This is a genomic window from Pseudomonas carassii (assembly GCF_036324045.1).
Lineage (GTDB): Bacteria > Pseudomonadota > Gammaproteobacteria > Pseudomonadales > Pseudomonadaceae > Aquipseudomonas > Aquipseudomonas peradeniyensis.
Map to the genome: position 1 here is coordinate 1 of NZ_JAZDCT010000032.1, position 13436 is coordinate 13436.

The 13436-nt window shown below is 64.4% G+C and carries 8 protein-coding genes and 1 pseudogene; 2 read left to right on the plus strand and 7 right to left on the minus strand.

Translation table 11 applies throughout. From position 1 onward, the window contains the following. Positions 1-76: 76 nt before the first annotated feature. From gdhA to V0R62_RS20775, 3 genes are all read right to left on the minus strand, one after another. Entirely contained in the window at positions 77-1417 is a 1341-nt protein-coding gene (gene gdhA, locus V0R62_RS20765; protein ID WP_186734198.1) for an NADP-specific glutamate dehydrogenase, read from the minus strand. A gap of 275 nt (positions 1418-1692) precedes the next feature. Continuing rightward, positions 1693-3360, minus strand: a complete 1668-nt coding sequence (gene ettA / locus V0R62_RS20770; RefSeq protein ID WP_028691353.1) for an energy-dependent translational throttle protein EttA — start codon at positions 3358-3360, stop codon at positions 1693-1695. A gap of 228 nt (positions 3361-3588) precedes the next feature. Further along, entirely contained in the window at positions 3589-3981 is a 393-nt protein-coding gene (locus V0R62_RS20775; RefSeq protein WP_330105023.1) for a hypothetical protein, read from the minus strand. Positions 3982-5079: 1098 nt separating this feature from the next. On the opposite strand from V0R62_RS20775, the pseudogene V0R62_RS20780 reads away from it, so the two are divergent. Together V0R62_RS20780 and glyA are read left to right on the plus strand one after the other, a co-directional pair. Beyond that, positions 5080-8064 (plus strand): annotated as a pseudogene (locus V0R62_RS20780) (EAL domain-containing protein); the annotation flags it as partial. 309 nt (positions 8065-8373) lie between these two features. After that, a complete protein-coding gene (glyA, locus tag V0R62_RS20785) occupies positions 8374-9627 on the plus strand; it encodes a serine hydroxymethyltransferase (RefSeq protein WP_330105025.1) in 1254 nt (417 codons plus the stop codon). A 119-nt stretch (positions 9628-9746) separates the two neighbouring features. On the opposite strand, the gene V0R62_RS20790 is transcribed toward glyA, so the two are convergent. The 4 genes from V0R62_RS20790 to V0R62_RS20805 form a co-directional block, all read right to left on the minus strand. Then, the gene (locus V0R62_RS20790; protein WP_330105026.1) at positions 9747-9932 is read right to left on the minus strand and encodes a hypothetical protein; all 186 of its coding nucleotides are present in this window, start codon (positions 9930-9932) and stop codon (positions 9747-9749) included. Positions 9933-10010: 78 nt separating this feature from the next. Next, complete coding sequence (gene yjiA, locus V0R62_RS20795) at positions 10011-10988, minus strand: GTPase (protein WP_330105027.1); 978 nt, start codon at positions 10986-10988, stop codon at positions 10011-10013. A 78-nt stretch (positions 10989-11066) separates the two neighbouring features. Next, positions 11067-11264 (minus strand): YbdD/YjiX family protein, encoded by a 198-nt coding sequence (locus V0R62_RS20800; RefSeq protein ID WP_186712971.1) that lies wholly within the window; start codon positions 11262-11264, stop codon positions 11067-11069. Between the two features lie 13 nt (positions 11265-11277). Next, on the minus strand, positions 11278-13344 hold the full coding sequence (locus tag V0R62_RS20805; protein ID WP_330105028.1) for a carbon starvation CstA family protein: 2067 nt from the start codon (positions 13342-13344) through the stop codon (positions 11278-11280). Between the last annotated feature and the right edge of the window lie 92 nt (positions 13345-13436).

Sequence of the window (13436 nt, forward strand, 5' to 3'; positions counted from 1 at the left end):
TACAGGGAATTGCGCTTTTCTGTAGGAGCGGCCTTGTGCCGCGAAAGGGCCGCAGAGCGGCCCCTGCGATCCAGGATCAGACCACGCCCTGCGCCAGCATGGCATCGGCAACTTTCACGAATCCGGCAATATTCGCGCCCTTGACGTAATTGATGCTGCCATCAGCCTCTTCCCCGTAATGCACGCAAGCATGGTGGATCGACTGCATGATGTGGTGCAGCTTGCTGTCCACCTCGCCCGCGGTCCACAGCAGGCGCATGGCGTTCTGCGACATCTCCAGACCCGACACGGCCACGCCGCCGGCGTTGGAAGCCTTGCCCGGCGCATAGAGGATGCCGGCCTCGATGAAGATATCCACAGCCTCCAGGGTGGTCGGCATGTTGGCACCCTCGGCCACGCAGATGCAGCCGTTGCGCAGCAGGGTACGGGCGTCCTCGGCGTTCAGTTCGTTCTGGGTGGCGCACGGCAGGGCGATGTCGCACGGCAGGGACCACGGCGTCTGGCCCTTGCGGAACTCCAGGCCGAACGGCCCGGCCAGCTCGCTGAGGCGACCGCGCTTGACGTTCTTCAGCTCCATCAGCGCATCCCATTGCGCGTCGTTCAGGCCGGCTTCGCAGAACAGGGTACCTTCGGAGTCGGACAGCGAGATCACCTTGCCGCCCAGGTCCATGACCTTGCGCGCAGCGTACTGGGCGACGTTGCCGGAGCCAGAGATTGCCACGCGGCGACCATCGATCCGCTTGTCCTGGCGCTTGAGCATCTCTTCGGCGAAGTACACGCAACCGTAGCCGGTGGCCTCCGGGCGGATCAGGCTGCCGCCGTAGGTCATACCCTTGCCGGTCAGCACCGAGGTGAACTGGTTGGCAAGGCGCTTGTACTGGCCGAACAGGAAGCCGATCTCGCGGGCGCCGACGCCGATATCACCGGCCGGCACGTCGAGGTCGGCACCGATATGGCGGTACAGCTCGCTCATGAACGCCTGGCAGAAGCGCATCACTTCGGCGTCGCTCTTGCCCTTCGGATCGAAGTCCGAACCACCCTTGCCGCCGCCCATGGGCAGCGAGGTCAGCGAGTTCTTGAACACCTGCTCGAAGGCCAGGAACTTGAGCACGCCCAGGTTCACCGACGGGTGGAAACGCAGACCGCCCTTGTACGGGCCGATGGCGCTGCTCATCTGGATGCGGTAGCCACGGTTGACCTGGACCTTGCCCTGGTCATCGACCCACGACACGCGGAACAGCACGGCGCGCTCGGGCTCGACCATACGTTCGAGGATGCCGGCCTTGAGGTAGTGAGGGTTTTGTTCGAGGAACGGCCACAGGCTGCGTAGCACTTCTTCCACGGCCTGGTGGAATTCGGGCTGGGCCGGGTCGCGCTGTTGCAGGCGGGCCAGGAAATCGTCGACGGATTCGATCATGGTAGACATCTCACCAAGAGGGATAGTTTTTGGTTTTTTCCCGAATGTACCAAGAACCAATCGCACTGGAACAGGGCGAAATGTCGTTTTTATGAAATTATTTGGTGCAATTTCTATAAGTGTATACAAGTTAGAAATCGCGTCGCCTGCTTCGCCGGCAAGCCGGCTCCTACAAATATGGCACCTGTAGGAGCCGGCTTGGCGGCGAACGGGCCGAAAAACAGGCACAAAAATGGGGCCCCGAAGGGCCCCATTACGGTGCGGTTAAATCCGGCTTACTGAGCCAGTTTCTTGTGACGCACACGGTGCGGCTGAGCAGCGGCGTCGCCCAGGCGCTTCTTGCGGTCGGCTTCGTACTCGGTGTAGTTGCCCTCGAAGAACACCACGCTCGAGTCGTCCTCGTACGCCAGGATGTGAGTGGCCACACGGTCCAGGAACCAACGGTCGTGGGAAATCACAATGGCGGCGCCCGGGAAGTCCAGCAGGGCTTCTTCCAGAGAACGCAGGGTTTCGACGTCGAGGTCGTTGGACGGTTCGTCGAGCAGCAGGACGTTGCCGCCCTCCTTCAGGGTCAGGGCCAGGTGCAGACGGCCACGCTCACCACCGGAGAGGTCCTTGACGAACTTCTGCTGATCGCCGCCCTTGAAGTTGAAGCGGCCGACGTAGGTGCGCGACGGGATCTCGTAGCTGCCGATGCGGATCTGGTCGGAACCGTCGGAGATCTGCTGGAACACGGTCTTGCTGCCGTCCAGGTCCTCGCGGCTCTGGTCGACGCAGGCCAGTTGCACGGTTTCGCCGATCTCGATGCTGCCCGAATCCGGTTGCTCCTTGCCCATCAGCATGCGGAACAGGGTCGACTTACCGGCACCGTTACCACCGATCACGCCGACGATGGCGCCCTTGGGCATGGCGAACGACAGGTTGTCGATCAGCACGCGATCGCCGTAGCCCTTGGTGACGTTCTTGAACTCGATGACCTTGTCGCCCAGCCGCGGACCGGCCGGGATGTAGATCTCGTTGGTCTCGCTGCGTTTCTGGAATTCCTGCGACTGCATCTCTTCGAAGCGCTGCAAACGGGCCTTGGACTTGGACTGGCGGGCTTTCGCGCCTTTGCGCACCCACTCCAGTTCCTCTTTCATGGCCTTCTCGTGGGCGCTCTGCTGCTTGGATTCTTGAGCCAGACGCTCCGACTTGGCCTCCAGCCAGCCCGAGTAGTTGCCTTCGTACGGGATGCCGGCGCCGCGGTCCAGTTCGAGGATCCAGCCGGCGACGTTGTCGAGGAAGTAACGGTCGTGGGTGATCGCCACCACGGTGCCGGGGAAGTCGTGGAGGAAACGCTCAAGCCAGGCCACCGAGTCGGCGTCCAGGTGGTTGGTCGGCTCGTCCAGCAGCAGCATGTCGGGAGCCGACAGCAGCAGGCGGCACAGGGCCACGCGGCGCTTCTCGCCACCGGACAGGTGCTCGATCTTGGCGTCCCAGGCCGGCAGGCGCAGGGCGTCGGCGGCGACGTCCAGCTGGCGCTCCAGGTTGTGGCCGTCGGCGGCCTGCAGGATGGCCTCGAGCTTGGCCTGCTCGGCGGCCAGTTTGTCGAAGTCGGCGTCCGGGTCGGCGTAGGCGGCGTAGACCTCGTCCAGGCGGGCCTGGGCGTCCTTGATCACACTGACCGCTTCCTCGACCACTTCACGCACGGTCTTGGTCGGGTCCAGCTGCGGCTCCTGGGGCAGGTAGCCGACGTTGATGTCGGGCATCGGACGGGCTTCGCCGTCGAATTCCTTGTCGACGCCCGCCATGATCCGCAGCAGGGTCGATTTACCCGCGCCGTTCAGGCCCAGCACGCCGATCTTGGCGCCTGGGAAGAACGACAGGGAAATGTTCTTGAGAATTTCCCGCTTCGGCGGCACGACCTTGCTCAGCCGATGCATGGTGTAGACGTATTGAGCCAAAACCAAGCCCTCTATCAGATAGGTAAAGACACGCGCCCCGGCATGGGCCAGGGGGATGTGATTACGGGGTGTCGTTGAACAAAGTGGGCCATTCTACGCCAACTCGCGGCGTTGCACAGATGGGTAGATGGCGGCGCCGTTCGGCGGCTATCGCGGGTCAAGCCCGCTCCCACGCTACGGCGTTGTTGCGTGGGAGCGGGCTTGACCCGCGATCGAGGTGACGCAGGCTCAGACGTGCGCTTGCTTGACCTTGCCACGCGGCAGGCGGCAACGGTCCGATTGCTCGGTCAGGCGCGCGGCCCAGGCGGCCTTGACGCTGAAGCCGCCGCTGCGGGCAGGTTTTTCAGCAGCCTTGGCGGCGGGCTTGCTCGCGACCTTGGCGGGCGCGGCAGCAGGCTTGGCAGGCGCCGGGGCGACGGCCTCGACCGCGGGCTTGGCCTGCTTGCGCAGTTCGGCCAGCGACGGCGTCTTGTTGGCACTGGCGGCAGCCGTGTCCGGCTTGGCCAGCGAACGCTGGCAGGTCTTGCAGGATACGTCCTCGGTCACGGCAGTGCTGACCAGGGTCTGACTGCTGCGCCCACAGGCGGAATCGAGGCCATTGGTGGAATAGTGGGTAACCAAAACCGTACATCTCCGTTGCGTTGACTATGAAGCGGGCGGCATTCTCGCACAGGTTGCTGGGGCTTGCCGAACCGACATGACCGGCTGCCGGGCGGGTCGCCGACAAGCAGACTGGCACTTTGCCATGTTTGCGGGCATGCTAGTCGGCTTCTCGCGTGCGCCTTATAGTGCGCCCAGCGACCACGGCACGCGCCGTGCATGCTGCGAGGACGCAACCCCTGCCATCGCCAGCCAAATCGCAGGACCCAACGCTTGACCAATCTCACGCAACCGTCATCCCTGCGGCCTGCCGATACCTCGGCCGGCACACACCTGCGTGGCTCGCTCAAGGGGGCGCTGGCCCTGCTCGCCCTGGTTTTGCTGGGCTTGCTGTTGTGGCAACTGTTCGCCCAGTTCCGCCATACCCAGGCCGACCTGCGCCAGCATAGCCTGGCGACCAGCGCCGAACTGGCCGACCACCTGAGCCTGAACATGGCGCTCAAGGCCCAGCAGTCGCTGAACCTGGTCCAACCTTACGTCAAACCACCGGCGCCTGCCGCCCTGCCGAGCCTGCTCACCACCTTGCAGGCCCGCCTGCCCGCCTTGCGCGATCTGGCCTGGCTGGACGCCACCGGGCAGGTGCGCAGCGACAGCCTCGACGGCACGCCGGACCGTCAGTTGATTGACGACCTCCTGCAACTGAACCAGGGCCGCGGCTTCTTCTATGGCAACGGCGCCGACAACCAGCGGGTGTACCTGCTGCTGCGCCAGCCGACCGAGCAGGACCGCGGCTACTGGCTGCTACGCCTGAGCCCGGACTACTACCAGGAGCTGACCCGCCACCTGGACGGCCCCACCCACCCCCTGTGGCTGCTGGAAAACAGCCGTAGCGGCGAGATCATCCAGCACCACGGCCACCGCCAGACCAGCGACGAGCCGTTGCAGAGCGTGATGCTCGCGTTCATCGACAACAGCACCTGGCAACTGCGTGGCCTGTTCGACGCCGGCCTTGCCCGCGACAAACTGCTGCCGGCGCTGATCGGCAAGTGCGTGCTGGTGCTGTTCTGCGCCCTGCTGCCGGTGCTGGCGCTGATCAACATGCGCCGCCGCCAGCGCGCCCTGCAGGAAGATCGCCGACGCTACCAGGAAATCTTCGAGGGCACCGGCGTGGCCCTGTGCGTGCTCGACCTGTCCAGCCTGCCCGGCCAGCTCGACCGTTACCACCTACGCAACCGCGCCGCGCTCAAGCAAAGCCTGGCGCTGGACACCAGGCTGCGCCGCACGCTGCTGGCGGAACTGAAGATCACCGAGATCAACCAGGTGGCGCGCCAGCTGCTCAACGTCGACTGCCACGAAGGCGCCTGGCAGCGCCTGATCGAGGGCAGCGGCGACAGCCGCGACAGTGTCGGCATGCAACTGATCGACGCGCTGATCGAAGAACGCCAGCAGCTTGAACTGGAAGTGCGCCTGCCCGCCCCGCTGGGCGGTGAGCTGCACCTGTGGCTGATGGTCCGCCTGCCCCAGCAGCGCCGCGACTACCAGGCAGTGATCCTGAGCATCAGCGACATCACCAGCCGCAAGCAGGTGGAGCTGTCGCTGCTCGAACGCGAAGGCTTCTGGTCGGACGTGGTGCGCACCGTGCCCGACCAGCTCTACGTGCAGGACGTCAACAGCCAGCGGATGATCTTCAGCAACCGCCACCTCGGCCAGACCCTGGGCTACGACCGCGTGGAGCTGGCGCAGATGGGCGACCGCTTCTGGGAAATGCTCCTGCACCCCGGCGACGCCGAGCACTACCGCGCCCTGCGCCAGCAGCAGCGCGACACCAGCTACGGCGAGTCGCTGCACTGCCAGCTGCGCTTCCGTCACCGTGACGGTGGCTGGCGCTGCTACGACATCCGCGAACAGGTGCTGACCCGCGACAGCGAGGGCCTGGTCACCCGCATCATCGGCGTGGGCAAGGACGTTACCGTGCAGATCGAGGCCAGCGAGTCCCTGCGCGACAGCGAGCAGCGCTACCGCATGCTCGCCGAAAGCATCAGCGACGTGATCTTCTCCACCGACAGCCAACTGCAGCTCAACTACGTCAGCCCGTCGGTGCAGGCGGTGCTGGGCTATCAGGCCGACTGGATCTTCGCCAACGGCTGGCAGTCGATCGTCGCCAACCCCGCCCAGCTCAGCGGCGTCTACAACCTGTTGGAGCGGGTCAGCAAGGTGCTGGGCGACAGCGAGCAGTTGGCCCAGTTGCGCAGCACCCTGCCCACCCAGCTGTTCCTGTTCGACTGCCTGCGCGCCGACGGCCGCAAGATCCCCATCGAGCTGCGCCTGGTGCTGGTATGGGACGAACACGAGCGCTTCGAGGGCGTGCTCGGCGTGGGCCGCGACATCAGCCAGCAGCGTCGGGCCGAGAAAGACCTGCGCATGGCCGCGACGGTGTTCGAACACTCCACCTCGGCGATCCTCATCACCGATCCGGCCGGCTATATCGTCCAGGCCAACGAGGCCTTCAGCCGGGTCAGCGGCTATGCCGTGGCCGAAGTGCTCGACCAGCTGCCCGGCATGCTCACCGTCGAACAGCAGCAGAGCGCCCAGCTGGGCTATGTGCTCAAGCAACTGAGCCAGCGCGGCACCTGGGAAGGCGAGGTCTGGCTCAAGCGCCGCAACGGCGAGCACTACCCGGCGTGGGTGGGCATCACTGCGGTGCTCGACGACGAGGGCGACCTGGCCAGCTACGTGTGCTTCTTCACCGACATCAGCGAGCGCAAGGCCAGCGAACAGCGCATCCACCGCCTGGCCTACTATGACGCCCTGACTCACCTGCCCAACCGCACGCTGTTCCAGGACCGCCTGTACACCGCCCTGCAGCAGGCCGAACGGCACAAGGCCTGGGTGGTGCTGATGTTCCTCGACCTCGACCGCTTCAAGCCGATCAACGACTCCCTCGGCCATGCCGCGGGTGACCGCATGCTCAAGGACATGGCCGAGCGCCTGCTGGCCTGCGTCGACGACGACGACACCGTGGCGCGCATGGGCGGCGACGAATTCACCCTGCTGCTGCAGCCCAAGGCCAGCCGCGAGCAGGCGCTCAACCGGGCCATCCATGTCGCCGAGAACATCCTCGACGGGCTGGTCACGCCGTTCGTCCTGGAAAACCGCGAGTTCTTCGTCACCGCCAGTATCGGTATCGCCCTGAGCCCGCAGGACGGCAGCGAACTCAGCCAGCTGATGAAAAACGCCGACACGGCGATGTACCACGCCAAGGAGCGCGGCAAGAACAACTTCCAGTTCTACCAGACGGACATGAACGCCAGCGCCCTGGAGCGCCTGGAGCTGGAAAGCGACCTGCGCCATGCCCTGGAGCAGAACGAGTTCATTCTCTACTACCAGCCGCAGTTCAGCGGCGACGGCAAGCGCCTGACCGGCGCCGAGGCGCTGCTGCGCTGGCGCCACCCGACCCGCGGCCTGGTGCCGCCGGGCGACTTCATCCCGGTGATCGAGGAACTGGGCCTGGTGGTCGACGTCGGCGACTGGGTGCTGCGCGAGGCGTGCCGCCAGCTCAAGGCCTGGCACAAGGAGAAGGTGCGGGTGCCGAAGGTGTCGGTGAACATTTCCGCCCGGCAGTTCTCCGACGGCCAGTTGGGCACGCGCATCGCCACCATCCTCGAGGAAACCGGGCTGCCCCCGGCTTGCCTGGAGCTGGAGCTGACCGAGAGCATCCTGATGCGCGAGGTCAACGAGGCCATGCAGATCCTCGACAGCCTGAAGAACCTCGGCCTGAGCATCGCGGTCGACGACTTCGGTACCGGCTACTCGTCGCTCAACTACCTCAAGCAGTTCCCCATCGACGTGCTGAAGATCGACCGCACCTTCGTCGACGGCCTGCCCGAGGGCGAGCAGGACGCGCAGATCGCCCGGGCGATCATCGCCATGGCTCATAGCCTCAATCTGGCGGTGATCGCCGAGGGCGTGGAGACCCACGAGCAGCTTGAGTTCCTGCGCGAACACGGCTGCGACGAGGTGCAGGGCTACCTGTTTGGCCGACCGATGCCGGCCAACCAGTTCGAGGCGCAGTTCAGCAACGAGACGTTGTTCATGTTCCAGTGACCACGGCGCCACACGGCCCCTGTAGGAGCGGCCTTGTGCCGCGAAAGGACCGCAAAGCGGTCCCTGCGATCTTTGAGCCAACGCCAAAATCCTGGGTCTGCTACACAGCCCTTTCGCGGCACAAGGCCGCTCCTACAGGGGCACGGCGTGGCACCTGAAAACCGGACCCAAAAGTCAACTCAAGCCCAGAAACGGCGCGGGCTGCAACATGAGGGCCATTGGTCCGCGACTTGATGCCACTTCATATGCCAGCGGTGAATCAATCGGTTAGAATGCACCCCCAATTCTGCCCGATCCTTGAGGACCGCCATGTTCAGCCGTGATTTGACCATTGCCAAGTATGACGCCGAACTCTTCGAAGCCATGCAGCAAGAAGCCCTGCGCCAGGAAGCGCATATCGAGCTGATCGCTTCGGAAAACTACACCAGCCCGGCGGTCATGGAGGCCCAGGGTTCGGTTCTGACCAACAAGTACGCCGAAGGCTACCCAGGCAAGCGTTACTACGGTGGTTGCGAGTACGTCGACGTCGTCGAGCAACTGGCCATCGACCGCGCCAAGGAGCTGTTCGGTGCCGACTACGCCAACGTCCAGCCGCACGCCGGCTCCCAGGCCAACGCCGCCGTCTACCTGGCCCTGCTGTCGGCCGGTGACACCATCCTGGGCATGAGCCTGGCCCACGGCGGTCACCTGACCCACGGCGCCAGCGTTTCCTCCTCGGGCAAGCTGTACAACGCCATCCAGTACGGCATCGACGCCAACGGCCTGATCGACTACGACGAAGTCGAAGCACTGGCCCTGGAGCACAAGCCGAAGATGATCGTCGCCGGTTTCTCCGCCTACTCGCAGGTCCTGGACTTCCCACGCTTCCGTGAAATCGCCGACAAGGTCGGTGCCTACCTGTTCGTCGACATGGCCCACGTCGCTGGCCTGGTCGCCGCTGGCGTGTACCCGAACCCTGTTCCGTTCGCCGACGTGGTCACCACCACCACCCACAAGACCCTGCGCGGTCCGCGTGGCGGCCTGATCCTGGCCCGTACCAACGCCGACATCGAGAAGAAGCTGAACTCCGCGGTCTTCCCAGGCGCCCAGGGCGGCCCGCTGGAGCACATCATCGCCGCCAAGGCGATCTGCTTCAAAGAAGCGCTGCAGCCTGAGTTCAAGTCCTACCAGCAGCAAGTGGTGAAGAACGCCCAGGCCATGGCCGAAGTGTTCATCGAGCGTGGTTTCGACGTCGTCTCCGGCGGCACCCAGAACCACCTGTTCCTGCTGTCGCTGATCAAGCAGGATATCTCCGGTAAGGACGCCGACGCCGCCCTGAGCAAGGCCTTCATCACCGTCAACAAGAACTCGGTCCCGAACGACCCACGTTCGCCGTTCGTCACCTCGGGCCTGCGTTTCGGCACCCCAGCCGTCACCACCCGTGGCTTCAAGGAAGCCGAGTGCCGCGAACTGGCCGGCTGGATCTGCGACATCCTGGCCGACCTGAACAACGAAGCGGTGATCGACGCCGTGCGTGAGAAGGTCAAGGCCATCTGCAAGAAGCTGCCGGTGTACGGCAACTGATTGGCGGACGCCTGATGTGAAAAAGCCCGGCCATGTGCCGGGCTTTTTTGTGCGTCCGATGCTGGGCGATTGTCTTGTAGCGCTCTCCAGATCAAGCGCCGCGCCGGCGGCGCTCGATCTCACTGGCGCTGCAAATCTTCCATCCCCCCCCCTGCTCGCTCAATCGATGCTTGATAGGCGCACACTCTGAGTGTTTGCAGCAATTGCCAGATAAGCACTCGCTTCGACGCAGCTTCGGATACCTCCTCATCCAAGCCAACTTCCAAAAGAAAGTCATCAAAACTCGACCCCACGTGAAGGTTCATTCGATCGTCCCCCTTGCACAAACTGGAGGCAAAAAGATGCCGCCATCAGGCGGCATCAACAAGCCAGACATTTCTGACTCACCCGTAATTCAGTGCCTCAAACCCTGCCCGGATCTTCTCCTCCGGTAACTCATCGGCAATGAACACCATCACGCTTTCCCGCGCTTCGCCGTCCTTCCACTCGGCGTCCCAGTCAAAGCCATAGAGCTTGAGCACCCCTTGGAACACCAGGCGGCGATCCTCGCCAGCAATGTTCAGCACGCCCTTGTAGCGCAACAACTGCTTGCCATGCTCCTCCAGCAACGCGTTCATGAAGTCGCTGAGCCGATCGATGTCCAATGGTGTCTCGGTGCGCAAAACCAACGTTGATATACGGTCCGGGGTGGTCGGCTTGAGCACAGGGCGCAAGGCCGGCTTGAGGCTGATGCCCAGGTCTGGGTTGAGGTTGAACCCTCGCACATCGAGCAGCTCGGCCAGGTCGATGCGGCCGTGCTCGACCACGCGGATCGTCGCACGGCCATTGATACGCGCCAGGCGCTCGCGCAGGGCGTCGACTACCTGCGGCTCGACCAGGTCGGTCTTGCTCAGCAGCAGGCGGTCGGCAAAGCCGACCTGGGCCTGGGCGATGGCCTGGGTCAGGTGCAGCTCGGCGTGGGCGGTGTCGACCAGGGTGATGATGCCGTCGAGGATATAGCGCTCGCGCAACTCTTCATCGATGAAGAAGGTCTGCGCCACCGGCGCCGGGTCGGCAAGGCCGGTGCATTCGATGACCAGGCGATCGAAGGCGATTTCACCGGCATCCAGCCGTTCGAGCAGCAGGTAAAGGGCCCGGGTCAGGTCGCCATGGATGCTGCAGCACACGCAGCCGTTGGCCAGGGTCATGACCTGCACCGGTTCATCGCCCAGCAGCTGGCTGTCGATGCCGGCCTCGCTGAATTCGTTCTCGATCACGGCGAGCTTCAGGCCATGCTCGGCCTTGAGCATGTGCTTGAGCAATGTGGTCTTGCCGGCGCCAAGGAAGCCGGTCAGCACGGTAACGGGAATCGGCGTTTGCACGCGGTTGTCTCCTGCAGCTGAAAATGAAAGTGGGAGCCCGGTTGCCCGGGCTCCCACTGGTTCACGCGTGTCGCGGGTTCAACAGCACTTGGGCCCGGACTTGCCACCATAGCGCGCTTCCTGGCGCTCGCGGAAGAACTCCTCGTAGCTCATCACCGGCTTGTCCGGGTGCTTCTTCTGCATGTGCTCGACATAGTTGTCGTAGTCGGGCATGCCGACCATCAGGCGGGCAGCCTGCCCCAGGTACTTACCCAGTCGACCCAGGTCGTTGAACATCGCGGCGATCCTCTCAAGCGTCAGGCAGGGCCTGGAACGGGGTTTCCTTGTCGCTGCGCTCCTTGCGACCCAGGGCGGCGAGGCCGACCTTGACAGCGAAGAACAGCACGCTGAACACCACCACCAGGAACAGCACGGTCAAGCCGGCGTTGGTGTAGGCGTTGAAGATCACGTGCTGCATCTGGCCGATGTCCTTGGCCGGGGCCAGCACCTGGCCAGCGTCCAGCGCGGTGCTGTACTTCTTGGCCAGGGCCAGGAAGCCGACCGCCGGGTTCGGGTCGAACAGCTTGATCAGGCCCGCGGTGGTGGTGCAGATCAGCAGCCACACGGCCGGCAGCAGGGTGACCCAGACGTAGCGCTGGCGCTTCATCTTGATCAGCACCACGGTGCCAAGCATCAGGGCGATGCCGGCGAGCATCTGGTTGGAGATGCCGAACAGCGGCCACAGGGTGTTGATGCCCCCCAGCGGGTCGATCACGCCCTGGTACAGCAGGTAGCCCCACAGCGCCACGCAACCGGCGGTGCCGATCAGGTTGGCGGTCCACGACTCGGTGCGTTTCAGGGCCGGCACGAAGCTGCCCAGCAGGTCCTGCAGCATGAAGCGCCCGGCACGGGTACCGGCGTCCACGGCGGTGAGGATGAACAGTGCCTCGAACAGAATTGCGAAGTGGTACCAGAACGCCATGGTGTTCTCGCCCGGCAACACCTGGTGGAGGATCTGCGCGATACCGACCGCCAGGGTCGGCGCACCGCCGGCACGGGCCAGGATGGTGTGCTCGCCGATATCACGGGCGGTGGCCTCAAGCTGCTCGGGGGTGATCATGAAGCCCCAGCTGCTGACGGTCTGCGCCACCGAGGCGACGTCGGCACCGACCACCGCGGCCGGGCTGTTCATGGCGAAGTACACGCCCGGCTCGATCACCGAGGCGGCGACCATGGCCATGATGGCGACGAACGACTCCATGAGCATGCCGCCATAGCCGATGTAGCGGGCGTTGGTTTCGTTGTCCAGCAGCTTGGGCGTGGTCCCCGAGGAGATCAGCGCATGGAAGCCGGACACCGCGCCGCAGGCGATGGTGATGAACAGGAACGGGAACAGGGTGCCCTTCCACACCGGGCCCGTGCCGTCGGTGAACTGGGTCAGCGCCGGCATTTTCAGCTCTGGCGCGATGATCAGGATGCCGATGGCAAGGCCAACGATGGTGCCGATCTTGAGGAAGGTCGACAGGTAGTCACGCGGCGCCAGCACCAGCCACACCGGCAGCACGGCGGCGACGAAACCGTAGCCGACCAACATCCAGGTGATCTGCACGCCGGTGAAGGTGAACGCCGGGCCCCACACCGGATCCGCGGCGATCTGGCCCCCCAGCCAGATCGACAGCAGCAGCAGGACCACGCCAATGACCGAAATCTCGCCGATGCGGCCCGGGCGGATGTAGCGCATGTAGATGCCCATGAACATCGCGATCGGGATGGTCGCCATCACCGTGAACATGCCCCATGGGCTTTCGGCCAGGGCCTTGACCACGATCAGCGCCAGCACCGCGAGGATGATGATCATGATCAGGAAGCAGCCGAACAGGGCAATGGTGCCGGGGATGCGGCCCATTTCCTCGCGGACCATGTCGCCCAGCGAGCGGCCGTTGCGGCGGGTGGAGAGGAACAGGACCATGAAGTCCTGCACCGCGCCGGCCAGCACCACGCCGGCGATCAGCCACAGCGTGCCGGGCAGGTAGCCCATCTGCGCGGCGAGCACCGGGCCGACGAGCGGGCCGGCGCCGGCGATGGCGGCGAAGTGATGGCCGAAGAGAATGTGCTTGTTGGTCGGGACGTAGTCCAGGCCATCGTTGTTGAGTACCGCGGGCGTGGCCCGGCGGGGGTCGAGCTGCATCACCTTGGTGGCGATGAACAGGCTGTAGTAACGGTAGGCGACCAGGTAGAGGGCCACTGCCGCGACCACGATCCACAAGGCGTTGATGGCCTCTCCGCGACGCAGGGCGACCACACCCAGCGCGCAGGCTCCTATGACCGCCAGCGCCAGCCACGGGATATGGCGTAGCAGGCTGTTATTGTTGTTCATGGCATGCTTCCAGCTAAGTGGTTGGAATAGACAGCCCTCTGAGTCTAGGGCCTGCTCGCTGCCATTACCATATTCAAATTGGCCTTAACGCT

Excerpts from the sequence above, each read along its gene's own strand:
- glyA (WP_330105025.1), top strand. The coding sequence starts at position 8,374 with ATGTTCAGCCGTGATTTGACCATTGCCAAGTATGACGCCGAACTCTTC.
- gdhA (WP_186734198.1), bottom strand. The coding sequence starts at position 1,417 with ATGATCGAATCCGTCGACGATTTCCTGGCCCGCCTGCAACAGCGCGAC.
- V0R62_RS20790 (WP_330105026.1), bottom strand. The coding sequence starts at position 9,932 with ATGAACCTTCACGTGGGGTCGAGTTTTGATGACTTTCTTTTGGAAGTT.
- V0R62_RS20805 (WP_330105028.1), bottom strand. The coding sequence starts at position 13,344 with ATGAACAACAATAACAGCCTGCTACGCCATATCCCGTGGCTGGCGCTG.
- V0R62_RS20800 (WP_186712971.1), bottom strand. The coding sequence starts at position 11,264 with ATGTTCAACGACCTGGGTCGACTGGGTAAGTACCTGGGGCAGGCTGCC.